The organism is Capnocytophaga sp. G1920 (genome assembly GCF_051417515.1).
The window spans coordinates 14,257-27,708 of sequence record NZ_JBPRKH010000016.1; the positions used below are offsets into that span (position 1 = coordinate 14,257).

Genomic DNA, 13,452 nt, shown 5'->3' on the forward strand with positions numbered 1-13,452 from the left:
TGAGTATCTGATATGGAAGCGTTTTTCAATTGGTTTTTTAGTCAGTATCAAGGAGTCCCTACCCATTTAGTGGTTTTAGAAATCATAGGTGTGTTCTTTGGGTTCCTCAGTGTTTGGCTGGCTAAAAAAGGAAATATATGGGTATACCCTACGGGTATCATCAGCACGGTATTATTTGTATACCTGCTATGGCACTACGTGCTGTGGGGCGATATGCTTATCAATGCCTATTATACAGCGATGAGTATCTACGGATGGGTGCTATGGGCAAAGAACGCCCAAGACAATGTGATTACTATCTCCGCTACCACCCGTCGCGATTGGCAAATCTGTACTCTTTTAGGTGTTTTTAGCTTGGCTTTCGTCACTGCGGTATACTACCTGAAACCTTACATCAAAAACAACTTTTCTATGCAGGGAATCTCCTTAGGATTCCACAACTTCCTCCCTACCGAATATGTCGATGTCTTTACCACCTCCATTTTCTTGATAGGAATGTGGCTAATGGCAAAACGCAAAGTAGAAAACTGGGTCTTTTGGATTCTCGGCGACCTCATTTCAGTACCCCTCTACCTCAAAAAAGGAATGCTATTCACCTCCTTTCAGTACTTTTTATTCACCATTATTGCCATTATGGGCTATAGAGAATGGAAACAACACTTGCGCAACGAGACAGCCCGATAAAGCGTATCGCCTTTGTAGGTCCTGAGTGCACCGGCAAAACCACTCTTAGTCGTACCCTTGCCCAGCAGTTCCAAACCGTATGGGCTGAGGAGTATATGCGCACTTACCTGCAACACAAGTGGGACACTCAGCATCTCACCTGCACGTGGGACGACCTCCTACCCATCGCTCACGGACAAGTTTTGCTCGAAAACAAACGTATCCAGCAAGCCAATGAATATTTGTTCTGCGACACCTGTCTGCTCGAACTAATGGTCTATTCTTACCTTTACTATGGCAAATGCAACCCACAAATAGAGCGCGCAGCCCTCACACATCATTACCACACCCTTTTTCTCACTTATGTAGATGTCCCTTGGCAACCCGACGACCTCCGCGATAAACCCCACGAGCGCGAGAGCGTTTTTGCTTTTTTTGAGCAACATCTGAACGCTCACGGCATACAATACCATATCTTAAAAGGCTCCTTAGAAGAACGCATCGCCCAATGCACCAAAATGCTAACCGCATAACATCTTCTCACAAATTCCCCCTATCCGAACCCCGTCCTACGAGTCCTCCCCGCCCAACAACTATTTTCGTCCCTACATTCCTCTTTTTCCCCTATTACTACATTCCCCATTTAAAGCGAGTTATAGAGATGTTTGTTATCACTATACTTTGGCACAGTTTGAAACTTTGCCAAAGTTAATATAGCTCTCTTTGTCTTTGGTTCTCCCCTTTTGAGCCTCTCCACCCCCCCCAATAGCTTCCCTTTGGTTGCCACATTTCTCCTTTGAAGATAGCCAGCGACAGCTGTGTATGTGTAAAGAGGGAAGTTTGTCACCTTTTCCAGCTTGTCCCCCTTCGGGGGTTCGGGGGCTTACCCAATAAAAGATTCGCCACATTCCCCCTCATTGAGGGGGCTAGGGGGAGGTTCCTTTTGATTTTCCGTCACACTCCCTTCTAGTGCCTATGGACTAAGGCCTATTGCCTCTTCCTCTTTCTTTCGCCTCGAAACCCTGTTTTTACCATTTTTTGCATCGCTGTATTATACTATTTATCAACTACTTATACACCCTTTCTATACCAATCGTCCAAGATTCGTATAAGCTTCCTATAAGCTCTCTATAAGCTAACCCCACCCTTCTTACACCCTTTTTTCATCAAAAACCCTCCCTCCTCTCTTCCGAACTTCTCCGTTTCCTTCCGAATCCCTCAACACTTCCCCATTTGCTAATTTTTCCTCGTCTGTCGTGCTACGACTGCCTGTGTGGCTCGTACCTTTGCCAAAGTTGAATAAACTAACAATAGCTCCGCTGATTTACAAGGTGTAGCCTTGATTTTGTTTAAAATTTGTTTAATTTCTGAGGCACAGCCTCATTTCTCTAATACAACCTAACACTCCATTTTCTCATTTTCTCATTTCCAAATTTCCTCATTTTCTAATTTTTCCCGCCTGTGTGGCTCGCACCTTTGGCAAAGTTGATGGCATTATTGACATTATTAATTTTTGTCAATTAAAAAATATTTCGTACCTTTGTACTATCTTTTAAACAGTAACACACTATGAAAAAAGAACAACTCAAACAAATGAAAGATGGCAAGGGCTTTATCGCAGCCCTCGACCAAAGTGGCGGTAGTACCCCAAAAGCCCTTAAACTTTACGGTGTGAATGAAGACCAATATAGCAATGAAGACCAAATGTTTGACCTCATTCACCAAATGCGTACCCGCATTATCAAAAGCCCCGCTTTTAACAGCCATAAAATTATCGGTGCTATCCTTTTCGAACAGACAATGGATAGAAAAATCGATGGTAAATACACCGCCGATTATCTCTGGGAAGAAAAACACATAGTTCCCTTCTTAAAAGTCGATAAAGGCTTAGAAAGCTTAGACGCCGATGGCGTTCAACTGATGAAACCTATTAGCGGTCTTACAGAACTCTTAGAGCGTGCCAATGAGCGTAATATCTTCGGCACCAAAATGCGTTCAGTCATTAAAAAAGCCTCTCCTGACGGTATTGCACGAGTGGTAAAACAACAGTTTGAGATAGCCAAACAAATCGTAAAAGCAGGACTCGTGCCTATTATAGAGCCCGAAGTAGATATCAATATCCCCGATAAATCACCTGCTGAAGCTATCTTGCGCGACGAGATAAGAAAACACCTCGATGCCCTCCCCGATACTTTCAACGTGATGCTCAAACTCTCTTTGCCAACTATTAACAATCTCTACAAAGAGTTCACCAAACACCCTCGTGTAGTGCGTGTAGTCGCCCTTTCAGGAGGTTACCCAAGAGAGAAAGCCAATGATATCCTCGCCGAAAACAAAGGCGTAATCGCCAGTTTCTCAAGAGCACTTACCGAAGGACTCTCAGCTCAACAAACCGATGCTCAGTTCAACGATACTTTAACTCACACTATCGAAGGTATTTACGAAGCTTCAATTAAGTAATCTAAAAAAACAGACTGCTCCAAAAAGATTTTCTGGGGCAGTCTGTTTTTTTGTTATTTCTTTATTATTCAAAAATATTTTATATCTTTGCCACATCTTAACTAAAGAATAGCAATCTATGAAAGAAGAATTAGAACAAAGTTTAGTAGCTCTCGCTACCGAAATTATTGCTAAACAAGGGAAACTTAACCTCATAGAACTCAATAGACAGGCTCATAAATTAGCTGAAAAAATCACTATATTGAGTTTCGTTGATAAATATTATCAAGACTTAGGTGCTAATGAAAACCGAAAAAACTCAATGATGAAAAAAGTATCCGATTTCATTGATGAAAATCAAGAAAAAGATATTTTCGACATCAACGTAGAAGCTACCGAAGTGCACCCTATTGCTCCTAAAGGACAAACAAAAGAAAAAGCTTCGTTTGTAGCAATGGAACCAAAACCCGTTCAAAAACAAACTACAAAAATAGCGCAACCCCAAGTAGAAGTACATCAGCCCGAACCTGAATGGGCAGTACCTGTGGAACAACCCAAAAGAGTAGAAACATCTCAAATAGATTTTGCAATCGAGCAACCTCAGCAAGTAACACAGCCCGAACAGTTTATTGAGCAACCTCAGTACACCGATGAACAACGTATCTTAAAGCAATCCCCTTCCTTAGAAGAGTTTATCTCTCAGTCTAAGAACACAGTATTCGATAGAAAAGAAACTGATGAGAATATAAAACCCGTACAATCTCTTAACGATAAGTTAGGTAAAAATGCTCAAATAGGTTTAAATGATAAATTGGCTTTTGTACAAAAACTCTTCCTTGGTAGTGAAAGCGAATATAACAAAGTTGTAAAACATATCGGAGAACTCAATACAATGCAAGATGCTGTTTTATACTTAGAACAAGAAATAAAACCTACTTACAACTATTGGAAAGACAAAGAGGAATACGAAGAACGCTTCCTTTCTCTCCTTCTCAAACGCTTTGAAGTGTAATGAGCAAACTCTATCTCATTCCTACCCCCATAGGCAATCTCGAAGATATAACCTTGCGAGCACTCCGTTTGCTCAAAGAGGTTGATATCATCTTAGCCGAAGATACGCGCACCAGTAGTAAGCTTCTCAAACACTACGATATCCATACCCCTATGCAAAGTTACCACCTGTTCAACGAGCACAAAGTGGTAGACGGTTGGGTACAGCGCATCAAAGGGGGCACTACCGTAGCACTCATCACCGATGCAGGAACACCTGCCATTTCCGATCCCGGCTTCTTGCTTACACGTGCTTGCCTTACTGAAGGAGTAGATGTAGAATGCTTACCAGGAGCTACAGCCTTTGTGCCTGCCTTGGTAAACAGTGGTTTGCCTAACGACCGTTTTACCTTCGAAGGCTTCCTTCCCGATAAAAAAGGACGACAAACGCGCCTCTCTCAGCTCACAACTGAAACCAAAACGATGATTTTCTACATCTCCCCACATAAATTGCTCAAAACCCTCACTGACTTTATCACCACTTTCGGTACCGACCGTCCTGCGAGTCTCTCACGTGAGCTCACTAAGCTACACGAAGAAACCCAACGTGGCACCCTCCAACAACTGTTTGACCACTATAAAGACAAAAATATCAAAGGAGAAATAGTTCTTATTATTTCTGGGAAAAGTGAAAAATAAAAAGTCGCTTTTGCGTCACACATTCCCCCTAAGTTGAAAAATACAACAAAAATGATTATCCTTCACATAGAAACTTCAGGACTCAATTGCTCGGTAGCCCTATCAAAAGACAATCACATTATAGCTGAAAAATCTGAGAATGCAGGCAAGTTTACCCATTCCGAAAACTTACATCTCTTCATTGAAGACGTAATGCAACAAGCCTCCTTGCCCCTTTCTGCGGTTGATGCTATAGCCGTAAGTGCAGGTGCAGGCTCTTATACAGGTTTGCGCATTGGTATTGCTACTGCCAAGGGTCTTTGCTTTGCTTTGGAGAAGCCTTTAATTGCTATTCCCTCCTTGCAAATCCTCGCTCACCAAACGCAGGGCAATTGTATTATCCCTATGCTCGATGCTCGCCGTATGGAGGTGTATAGCGCCGTGTTTAATAGTGCTTATCAGTTTGTGAGTCCCACTGAAGCTAAAATCCTCGATGAATATAGTTACCACGAAGAGTTAAACAAGGGCAAAGTAACTTTTTTAGGTGATGGCAGTACGAAGTTTGCTACTATTTGTAAGCATCCTAATGCTGTATTTATACCCAATGCCTTCCCTGAGGCAAAAGATATGCTTCCGTTTGCTATAGAAAAATATACAAAACAAGACTTTGAAGATATTGCTTATTTTGAACCTCAGTATTTAAAATAGAAGTAAAAGTTAATGTCCTACAATTAGAATTTCATCATCGGTTAGAAGCTCTTCGTTGCGGAAACGTAGCAGTATTTGGGCTACTGTAATAGTATCTTTTTCACAATAAGTAGCAATGCGATCTACATCGCCTTCATTGTAGAACACATCACGCACTTCACTACCATTAATATCGTCTTTAGGCGAAGGAATACCCAGAATATGCGCCAAGAGCTTCAGCGAAGTGAAGTGTTTATAATCTCCAAATTTCCATAGTTCAAGAGTATCGAGATGCGGAATTTCCCAAGGTTTCTTGCCAAAGAGCTGTAGTTTTTGAGGAATAGGGATACCATTGATAATCATACGTCGCGAAAGGTAAGGAAAGTCAAACTCTTTGCCGTTATGAGCACAAAACAATTTATTAGCGCGTGAAAAGTGTTCTTCTACCAAACGCACAAAATCTTTTAACAATACTTCTTCCTCTCCCACAAACGAGGTAACCCTAAAAGTGCGTTGCTGATGCCGAAAAGAAAAGTAGCCTACTGATATACATACAATCTTCCCAAACTCCGCCCAAATACCTGCACGGTCGTAAAATTCTTCAGCAGTAAACTCATCTTTCCGCTGATATCGTGTCTTTTCCTCCCACAGTTCTTGTTCTAAAGCCGAAAGCTCAGCGTGTTGTTCATAGAGTGGTACCGTTTCTATGTCTAAGAAGAGAATATCTTCAAGATTAATCTTGTTAAGCATTTTTACTGAAATTCAACTATTAATTTAAAGTCTCATCGCTCTACTACCCTCTAACACCTAAAACCTTATATGCCTCATCTATATAATCATAAATGTCCTGAGTAAACTTACTGCCTTCAGGAGAAGTATCGGCAGTGCGATGTCCTAAACGCACAATGATGACTTTATCAGTAGGATTTACAATTACGTATTGTCCCAAATGTCCGCGCATCATAAAGAAATGGGTATCTTTATAGTCTAATAACCACCAACCATAGCCGTATTCTGGACTCTCGGCAAAGCGCGGTTGTACGGAAGTCGCCACAAAGGTAGAGTCTAATAGCTGTTTGCCGTTCCACTTACCATTATCTCGATAGAGTTTCCCGAGGCGGGCAAAGTCACGTGCATTCGAAGCAATACAACAATACGCTTTTTCGAGTCCGCTTTCTTCACTGTCCAATTGCCAAAGAGCATCACTCTCACAACCCATCGGTTGCCATAAGCTCTCGGTGAGATACTGAGTAAGGGTCTTCTTTGTAGCTTTCTCCAATACCATTCCCAAAAGGAAAGTATTTCCACTGAGGTATTTATAGGCTTTCCCAGGAGGAGAAACAATCCTCAGTTGGAGCATCTTTTCTCTAAAATGTTTATCAAAATAAGCACGTGTGGTAATAGAAAACGGATTGTAATACGCCTCGTCCCAGTCAAGTCCTGATGCCATAGACGAGAGGTCGCCTACCGTAAGCTGAGCTCCGAAGCCTTTTTTGTACTCAGGAAAGAAATCGCTTACTTTTTGGTTGAGACTCTTGATATAACCATCGGCAATAGCCTTACCCAAGAGCGCCGAGACATAACTCTTTGCCATAGAAAATGAATTGCTCTTGCTCTCAGTATTATAGCCTTCAAAATACTGTTCGTGCCATATACTATCACCTTTGATGATAAGGAAAGCTACCGTTCCGTATTTTTTATGAGCATTTTGTAGTTCGGGGGTTTCGGGTATTTTGTTGTAATTCGCTGAAAGTGGCCAAGGCTGAGGAGTAGGACTTTTAGCAATTGTACGATTGTCAAAATAGGTATAATCATCAAGGAAAGTAGTAGTATGCCCCGTGCCGTAGATCACCACTACTGCTTTGAGAATATAACCATAGCCCGCCACGTAAAGGGTTCCTATGAGTAGTAGCAGTACAACAACGAAATTAATGAGAAACTTTTTCATATTTAATTTTTTAATAGGGTTTATTTATGTTTATTCTTCATCAGGTAATAATATAGTTTCGCCATTTTCGGTTTCGTACATTACCCCGAGGCGTTTACCTTTTTTCTGAGTGGTAGAAGCATCGGGGGTTGCACCTTCTACTGTTTTGTATTTAGTGATTTTCTGCCCTTCACGACGAAGAATTTCCATATCATCACCTTTCTTCTTTACAATGGTAAAATCTTCACCCGAAAAGAAATCTGCCATATTTAGGTTCATCACCATCGATACCATTAAGGCAACGGCAAAAACCATCGCCACGTCAAAGAGGTTTACCACTACACTTAGCGGGTCGGCATCATCGTCTTTAAGTCGGGATATGCGTCGGTTTGTCTTCATTGTCTTGCGGGTTGAGTTAATACTCTACTTACATATTCAAGGTTGTTGATTTCTTTGCTATACCAGCGTTGTTTGAACTGCAAAGTTACCAACCCTACTAAACTAATCACTAAGCCTACAACGGTGGTGGCAAATACCACTTGCATATTACTTGCCATCTTAGAAATGTCTCCGGTGGAGAGCCCCGTAAGTGCTGGACTCATAGCAATAAGCGTACCGATAAGTCCTAAAACGGGACCTACTTTTGCCAACAGCTTAGAGGTGGCTATGTCTTTTTCGCCTTCATTCTCGAAGTTGGAAATCATATAGTCGTAATATGCCTCGTCGGGTATATGACTAAGAATATCACGCAAGTATTGGGTGTAAAGGGCGTTATCGCGTGCGGGCAATAGGGCTTTAAGTTGTTCTGCGCTTTCGGGTGTGAGCGTCCTGATGGCTTCATTCAGCTGTTTGTCATTTTTGTATTTAGTGATGAAGCGGTTGTAGAAACTGCCTACCAATAATAAAGCGCGCACAAAAAGTACCAAGAGTACGATAATGTCGGGTATCAGCAAACTATCCGATACCAAGAATAGAATTTTAGAAATTTCACTCATAAAGTTAATGTCTTAATTTACCAATTTGTCAATGTTGCCCCTACTCATTAGCTAACTGACAATTTAGCTAATTTGGTAATTGTTTGTTCGTATCCATATTCGAAGGCGTGATCGAGCATTTTAGTATCGAGTACACCTACATTGCTGAGATTATGTAGTAACAAGTGGTCACATTTTTTGAACTTGCGGTTGTAATTGCCATCCATAGTGATGTTGTAAATCCGTTGCATAAACTGGAACGAGTTGCTGAGCTCCTTCTCGGTAATCGTTTCTAGCGGATTCACAAAGCTCCCTATAATTCTATCGCATCGGTCTTTGAGGGGTTCTATAGGGAAGTTGTTCAGCAGTCCCCCGTCGCAATATAAACTGTTTCCTATTCTCACCGGTGAGAAGTAAGGCGGTAATGCCGACGACGCAATGAGGGGCTGAATGAGCTCTCCTTTGCTAAAATACTGTACTTTACCATTCAGCAGATTGGTAGCTGTTACCACTAAGGGCAATCGCAAGTCTTCAAAAGTCGGACATTGGAATTGTTTTTTAAAGAACTTGGTATATTTAGCACTATCTACTAATCCCACTTTTTTAAAAGTGAGCATCGACCATTTGAACACAGGTGTTTCCTTAAAAAAATGCACCATATCCTCGGGCTTTACCCCACAAGCGTAGAGTGCCCCAATGAGTGCTCCACCACTGGTACCCGAAATAATTGAGGGTTGCAAGCCTTTTTCTTCCAAAGCCTTCAACAATCCAGCGTGTGCCAAAGCACGCACCCCGCCACCTGAAAATACTAAACCTAACTTCATTATTTGTCGATTATCGTCTTTACGGATTGTCCCCCTTCGGGGGAACGGGGGCAATCTGCTAATCTGCTAATTATCTAATTATCTAATTAAAATAAATGCCATCATTGCACTCACGTAGGCAATTCCCGTCATAAATATCCATTGGATAGCTGTCCATTTCCAGCTGTTGGTCTCTTTTCGTACTACGGCAACAGTGCTAAGGCACTGCATTGCAAAAGCGTAATAGAGCAAGAGCGAAATACCGGTGCCGAGTGTGTATACAGGCGTGCCATCAGGACGTACTTCAGCGCGCATTTTTGCCAAGATAGTACGTTCGCCCTCTTCATCTTCGGTATCCAAATCTTTTCCTAAACTATAAACCGTTGATAGGGTACTAATGAACACCTCTCGCGCTGCAAACGAGGCTACTACCCCTATACTGATTTTCCAATCGTAGCCCAGCGGGCGAAATACGGGCTCTATTCCTTTGCCTATGTAACCCAAAAACGAGTACTCAAGACTTTGGGCTTCTATGTAATGTGCTTTCTGCTCGGCGGTCCACTGGTGAGTTTGTGCCAACTGCTCGGCAGTAGCCTCTATGCTGTTGTACTTTTCTCCTACTCCGTGAGACCCTAAGAACCACAAAAGTATCGAAATTGCTAAAATGAACTTCCCCGCTCCTACTACAAAGCCTTTGGTCTTCTCGTATACAGTGAGGCATACATTGCGCAAAAGCGGAATTTTATAATCGGGAATTTCTGCGATAAAGAAACTGCTGTTCTTGTGCATCTTCAGTACTTTGTCTAAGATAAAAGCCGAGAGCAAAGCTACCGCAAAGCCCAAAAAGTACATCGCAAAGAACGTCCACGCTTTATAGCTAATCCAGCAAAAATCACCGTCTGGAATTACCAAGTTAATGATGATGAGATATACGGGCAAACGCGCCGAACAGGTCATAAACGGAGTAACAAGTATGGTGATTAGGCGTTCTTTCCAATTCTCAATATTGCGGGCAATCATCACGGCAGGTACAGCACAAGCTGCTCCCGAAATCAGAGGAACAACACTCTTACCACTAAGCCCAAAACGACGCATTACATTGTCCATCAAGAACACCACCCTACTCATATAGCCACTTTCTTCCAATAGAGCAATCAAGGTGAAGAGTACAGCTATTTGGGGGATAAACACGGTAATACCTGCGATTCCTGGTAGGATACCCTCTATTAGTAATTCGCTAAGTGCACCAGCAGGTAGTTTAGTAGCAAGCCATTCCCCAAAAACATTGAAACCGTTTTCTATCCAATCCATCGGATAGCTCGACCAAGTAAATACTGCTTGGAAGATAAGCAAGAGTATCACAGCAAACACCACATAGCCAAAGAAGGGGTGTATGAGGAAGCGGTCGAGATGTGCTCGAAGCGTCTGTGCTTTGCGCTGGTCTACCGTATATGTCTCTTTCAGTATTTTGTTGATAAACTGATAGCGAAGTATCGTTTCTTTTTGCTGTTTGCGCCGTTGCTCACTTTCCGACGTGCCAAAAGTCATCGCCTTTAAGCGAGAGATATCTACGCAAGGAGTGAGCGACAGTTGTTGATAATTTACAATCGCTTCTTTCAGTTCTGTAAGTCCTTCGCCTTTGCGAGTACTAGTGAGGACAACTTTCGTTTGCAAAGCTTGTGCTAATTTTTCCACCTCAATACTGATACCCTTTTTGCGCATCTGGTCTACCATATTGATAACAAGTATCGTAGGCAACCCAAGATCTTTTACTTGGGTAAAGAGCAAGAGATTTTGCTTGAGGTTACTCACCTCACACACCACTACCACCACATCAGGATAATGAGGCTCAGAGCTATGTGTAAGCACATTTATAGCCACATGCTCGTCTTCCGAGCTTGGGTTGAGACTATAGGCACCCGGCAAGTCTATGATTTCGGCTTGCTGGGTATCGGAAAGCTTGCAGTATCCTATTTTTTTTTCGACAGTAATACCAGGGTAGTTGCCTACCTTTTGGTTCAAGCCCGTCAGTGCATTGAAGAGCGAAGTTTTACCGGTATTAGGGTTGCCCACAAGGGCGATTTTTAAATTTGCCAATTTATTAATTTGCTAATTAATTTGCTCGTGCGGCTCGCACCTAATTTGCTAATTGAATATTCTCTGCCATATCCTTTCTAATCGAAAGATATGCCTCATTCATACGGATATAGATAGGGTCGCCAAAAGTAGCTTTTTGGAGTACCTCTATTTCACTGCCCGCATAACAACCTAAATCAATGAGTTTTTGAGGTATTTTAGTAATATCAAAGTCTTGTATAATCCCTTTTTCGCCCTTCTTTAGCTCGGCAACAGTACAAGCACGGTTGCGCACTTCTTCCATAACGATTATTATTTAGAATGATTTTGAGTGCAAAGGTAGTAAATAATTTTAATTCTACAATACCATAAGTACCTTTAATAAGTGTCCGCCAATTTCACTACCAAGTAATAATCTTATCTACAATAGTCTGCTGTTCTGAGGCTGTTCGCCTGAGGTAAATACGGGTAGTCTCAATACTTTCGTGCCCCATAAGGTCGGCAAGGAGAGAGATGTCGTTAAAGGCTTCCAAGAAGTTTTTAGCGTATCTATGTCTGAATGAATGTGGGTAGACGACTTTAGAATTGAGACCATATCTTTCAGCAAAAAGTTTGAGTTTTTGGGCAATACCTCGTGTAGTAATACGTTCTCCCAAGCGGTTGAGAAATAGGTAGCCCGAAGTTTTTTGCTCTTTTGTGAGCCATTTTATAGTTTCCTCACGTAACTGAAGTGGGATAAATAGGCGGCGGACTTTACCTCCTTTAGTGTATAGATCGAAATAGCCAATTTTTACGTGTTCTACTTTTATTTGGATAAGCTCACTAACCCTTGCGCCGGTAGCTGCCAAAAATCGCACTACAAAATACCACATTGGGTTTTCTTCTTTTCGGAGTTGTTCTTTTAAAAAGAGGTAATCAGCCTGACTGATCACATTTTCTAAATAGGTGCGTTGCTGCACCTTTACTGATTTAAGTCGAAGTTTAGGCTTACCGATATGTTCCAAAAACTTATTCAGTGCTTGAATGCGCAAGTTCACCGTTTTAGGTTTAAAATGCTCGATAAGGTATGTTTTGTAGAGCAAAAGGTTTTTCTTGCTGAGGGATTTGTACTTTCCGTAGAAATCGTTTACAGCATATAGATAGGCAGTGATGGTATTTTCTGCCATTTGGCTCTCTTTGAGAGCAGTTTCAAAGGTTGTAACCATATTGTTTGAATTTTATATTATAGTGGTTACAATATAAGAAAAACTTGTTATAGACGCTATTATAGGAAATCCACCCTATCAGGTAATGGACGGAGGAGCTCAAGCGAGCGCAAAACCTGTTTATCAACTGTTCATTCAGCAAGCTATAAAACTCAGCCCAAAATATATTAGTTTGATTACTCCCAGCAGGTGGTTTGCAGGAGGTAAGGGATTGGATGACTTTCGTGAAGCAATGCTTGAAAATAAACACTTTAAAGCTATACACGATTACCCTAATGCTGCTGAGATATTCTCTAATATCGAAATCAAAGGAGGGGTAAACTATTTCCTTTGGGACAGGGAATATAAAGGAGATTGTCTTATCCGTACTTATGAAAACAGCAAATGTATTTCAGCTCTGAAAAGACCGCTTAAAGAAGAAAATACTGATATATTTATCAGATATAATGAAGCTATTTCTATCTTTAAAAAAATACAATCCTTTAAAGAAAAAAGTTTTAGTGAATTAATGAGTTCAAGAAAACCTTTTGGAATACCTACTAATTTCAAAGGAAAAAAAGAACCTTTTGAAGGAGCTGTCAAAATCTATGTGAATGGAGGAGTTGGATATATTGAGAAAGAAGGAGTTTTAAAAAATCAACATTGGATAAAAGAGCATAAAGTAATTGTTCCTTATGCTGTAGGAAGTGGCGATAGCAAGACTGATAAAGTTAATCCTATTTATGCGGAGCCTAACTCTTGTTGTACAGAAACCTACTTAGTAATAGGCCCTTTCGCTACAAAAAAACAATGTGAGAATGTAATGCAATATATAGAAACGAAGTTTCTACACTTTTGTCTAACACTAAAAAAGAATACCCAACACTCAACCAAAGAGTTTTACCAATTTGTTCCGCAACAAAACTTTGATGAGGCGTGGACAGATGAAAAACTATATAAAAAATATAGGCTTACTCCTGAGGAAATAGCTTATATTGAAAAAATGGTAAGACCTATGGAATAGCAAAAAA

The 13,452-nt window shown here is 41.2% G+C and carries 16 protein-coding genes; 7 read left to right on the plus strand and 9 right to left on the minus strand.

What is annotated here, in order from left to right; all coding sequences use genetic code 11:
- The first annotated feature begins 12 nt into the window (after window positions 1–12).
- Both pnuC and ACSQ7D_RS09560 read left to right on the plus strand, forming a co-directional pair.
- Window positions 13–684, plus strand: a complete 672-nt coding sequence (gene pnuC / locus ACSQ7D_RS09555; RefSeq protein WP_264855334.1) for a nicotinamide riboside transporter PnuC — start codon at window positions 13–15, stop codon at window positions 682–684.
- A complete protein-coding gene (locus ACSQ7D_RS09560) occupies window positions 648–1,196 on the plus strand; it encodes an AAA family ATPase (RefSeq protein ID WP_009419091.1) in 549 nt (182 codons plus the stop codon). The genes pnuC and ACSQ7D_RS09560 overlap by 37 nt, the downstream gene beginning before the upstream one ends.
- Before the next feature lie 595 nt (window positions 1,197–1,791).
- On the opposite strand, the gene ACSQ7D_RS09565 is transcribed toward ACSQ7D_RS09560, so the two are convergent.
- Window positions 1,792–1,878 carry a glycosyltransferase gene (locus ACSQ7D_RS09565; RefSeq protein WP_437136115.1) on the minus strand — a complete coding sequence of 29 codons (87 nt, stop codon included), beginning with the start codon at window positions 1,876–1,878 and terminating at the stop codon, window positions 1,792–1,794.
- Window positions 1,879–2,232: 354 nt separating this feature from the next.
- Here ACSQ7D_RS09565 and ACSQ7D_RS09570 point away from each other — a divergent pair, with 354 nt between their 5' ends.
- From ACSQ7D_RS09570 to tsaB, 4 genes are all read left to right on the plus strand, one after another.
- Window positions 2,233–3,123 carry a fructose bisphosphate aldolase gene (locus ACSQ7D_RS09570; protein WP_437136085.1) on the plus strand — a complete coding sequence of 297 codons (891 nt, stop codon included), beginning with the start codon at window positions 2,233–2,235 and terminating at the stop codon, window positions 3,121–3,123.
- 118 nt (window positions 3,124–3,241) lie between these two features.
- Entirely contained in the window at window positions 3,242–4,114 is an 873-nt protein-coding gene (locus ACSQ7D_RS09575) for a hypothetical protein (RefSeq protein WP_437136086.1), read from the plus strand.
- A complete protein-coding gene (gene rsmI / locus ACSQ7D_RS09580) occupies window positions 4,114–4,791 on the plus strand; it encodes a 16S rRNA (cytidine(1402)-2'-O)-methyltransferase (RefSeq protein ID WP_437136087.1) in 678 nt (225 codons plus the stop codon). Before ACSQ7D_RS09575 ends, rsmI begins: the two co-directional genes overlap by 1 nt.
- A gap of 51 nt (window positions 4,792–4,842) precedes the next feature.
- Window positions 4,843–5,478: a tRNA (adenosine(37)-N6)-threonylcarbamoyltransferase complex dimerization subunit type 1 TsaB gene (gene tsaB / locus ACSQ7D_RS09585; RefSeq protein WP_437136088.1), complete on the plus strand. Its 636-nt coding sequence runs from the start codon at window positions 4,843–4,845 to the stop codon at window positions 5,476–5,478.
- A gap of 9 nt (window positions 5,479–5,487) precedes the next feature.
- Here tsaB and ACSQ7D_RS09590 read toward each other — a convergent pair whose 3' ends face one another.
- From ACSQ7D_RS09590 to ACSQ7D_RS09625, 8 genes are all read right to left on the minus strand, one after another.
- Complete coding sequence (locus ACSQ7D_RS09590) at window positions 5,488–6,207, minus strand: 3'-5' exonuclease (protein WP_009421820.1); 720 nt, start codon at window positions 6,205–6,207, stop codon at window positions 5,488–5,490.
- A 43-nt stretch (window positions 6,208–6,250) separates the two neighbouring features.
- The gene (locus ACSQ7D_RS09595) at window positions 6,251–7,405 is read right to left on the minus strand and encodes a serine hydrolase domain-containing protein (RefSeq protein ID WP_437136090.1); all 1,155 of its coding nucleotides are present in this window, start codon (window positions 7,403–7,405) and stop codon (window positions 6,251–6,253) included.
- 30 nt (window positions 7,406–7,435) lie between these two features.
- Window positions 7,436–7,783 carry a DUF2149 domain-containing protein gene (locus ACSQ7D_RS09600; protein WP_002674860.1) on the minus strand — a complete coding sequence of 116 codons (348 nt, stop codon included), beginning with the start codon at window positions 7,781–7,783 and terminating at the stop codon, window positions 7,436–7,438.
- On the minus strand, window positions 7,780–8,379 hold the full coding sequence (locus ACSQ7D_RS09605) for a MotA/TolQ/ExbB proton channel family protein (RefSeq protein ID WP_009419083.1): 600 nt from the start codon (window positions 8,377–8,379) through the stop codon (window positions 7,780–7,782). The genes ACSQ7D_RS09600 and ACSQ7D_RS09605 overlap by 4 nt, the downstream gene beginning before the upstream one ends.
- 47 nt (window positions 8,380–8,426) lie before the next feature.
- Window positions 8,427–9,182 carry a patatin-like phospholipase family protein gene (locus tag ACSQ7D_RS09610; protein WP_437136091.1) on the minus strand — a complete coding sequence of 252 codons (756 nt, stop codon included), beginning with the start codon at window positions 9,180–9,182 and terminating at the stop codon, window positions 8,427–8,429.
- A gap of 78 nt (window positions 9,183–9,260) precedes the next feature.
- Entirely contained in the window at window positions 9,261–11,258 is a 1,998-nt protein-coding gene (feoB, locus tag ACSQ7D_RS09615; RefSeq protein WP_437136092.1) for a ferrous iron transport protein B, read from the minus strand.
- 40 nt (window positions 11,259–11,298) lie between these two features.
- Complete coding sequence (locus tag ACSQ7D_RS09620) at window positions 11,299–11,541, minus strand: FeoA family protein (protein WP_016478477.1); 243 nt, start codon at window positions 11,539–11,541, stop codon at window positions 11,299–11,301.
- A gap of 97 nt (window positions 11,542–11,638) precedes the next feature.
- A complete protein-coding gene (locus ACSQ7D_RS09625; RefSeq protein ID WP_437136094.1) occupies window positions 11,639–12,442 on the minus strand; it encodes a tyrosine-type recombinase/integrase in 804 nt (267 codons plus the stop codon).
- A 61-nt stretch (window positions 12,443–12,503) separates the two neighbouring features.
- On the opposite strand from ACSQ7D_RS09625, the gene ACSQ7D_RS09630 reads away from it, so the two are divergent.
- Window positions 12,504–13,445, plus strand: a complete 942-nt coding sequence (locus ACSQ7D_RS09630) for an Eco57I restriction-modification methylase domain-containing protein (RefSeq protein ID WP_437136116.1) — start codon at window positions 12,504–12,506, stop codon at window positions 13,443–13,445.
- Window positions 13,446–13,452: the final 7 nt, after the last annotated feature.

Coding starts and splice junctions, on each gene's coding strand:
- pnuC (WP_264855334.1), top strand. CDS start 13: ATGGAAGCGTTTTTCAATTGGTTTTTTAGTCAGTATCAAGGAGTCCCT.
- ACSQ7D_RS09560 (WP_009419091.1), top strand. CDS start 648: ATGGAAACAACACTTGCGCAACGAGACAGCCCGATAAAGCGTATCGCC.
- ACSQ7D_RS09570 (WP_437136085.1), top strand. CDS start 2,233: ATGAAAAAAGAACAACTCAAACAAATGAAAGATGGCAAGGGCTTTATC.
- ACSQ7D_RS09575 (WP_437136086.1), top strand. CDS start 3,242: ATGAAAGAAGAATTAGAACAAAGTTTAGTAGCTCTCGCTACCGAAATT.
- rsmI (WP_437136087.1), top strand. CDS start 4,114: ATGAGCAAACTCTATCTCATTCCTACCCCCATAGGCAATCTCGAAGAT.
- tsaB (WP_437136088.1), top strand. CDS start 4,843: ATGATTATCCTTCACATAGAAACTTCAGGACTCAATTGCTCGGTAGCC.
- ACSQ7D_RS09590 (WP_009421820.1), bottom strand. CDS start 6,207: ATGCTTAACAAGATTAATCTTGAAGATATTCTCTTCTTAGACATAGAA.
- ACSQ7D_RS09595 (WP_437136090.1), bottom strand. CDS start 7,405: ATGAAAAAGTTTCTCATTAATTTCGTTGTTGTACTGCTACTACTCATA.
- ACSQ7D_RS09600 (WP_002674860.1), bottom strand. CDS start 7,783: ATGAAGACAAACCGACGCATATCCCGACTTAAAGACGATGATGCCGAC.
- ACSQ7D_RS09605 (WP_009419083.1), bottom strand. CDS start 8,379: ATGAGTGAAATTTCTAAAATTCTATTCTTGGTATCGGATAGTTTGCTG.
- ACSQ7D_RS09610 (WP_437136091.1), bottom strand. CDS start 9,182: ATGAAGTTAGGTTTAGTATTTTCAGGTGGCGGGGTGCGTGCTTTGGCA.
- ACSQ7D_RS09620 (WP_016478477.1), bottom strand. CDS start 11,541: ATGGAAGAAGTGCGCAACCGTGCTTGTACTGTTGCCGAGCTAAAGAAG.
- ACSQ7D_RS09625 (WP_437136094.1), bottom strand. CDS start 12,442: ATGGTTACAACCTTTGAAACTGCTCTCAAAGAGAGCCAAATGGCAGAA.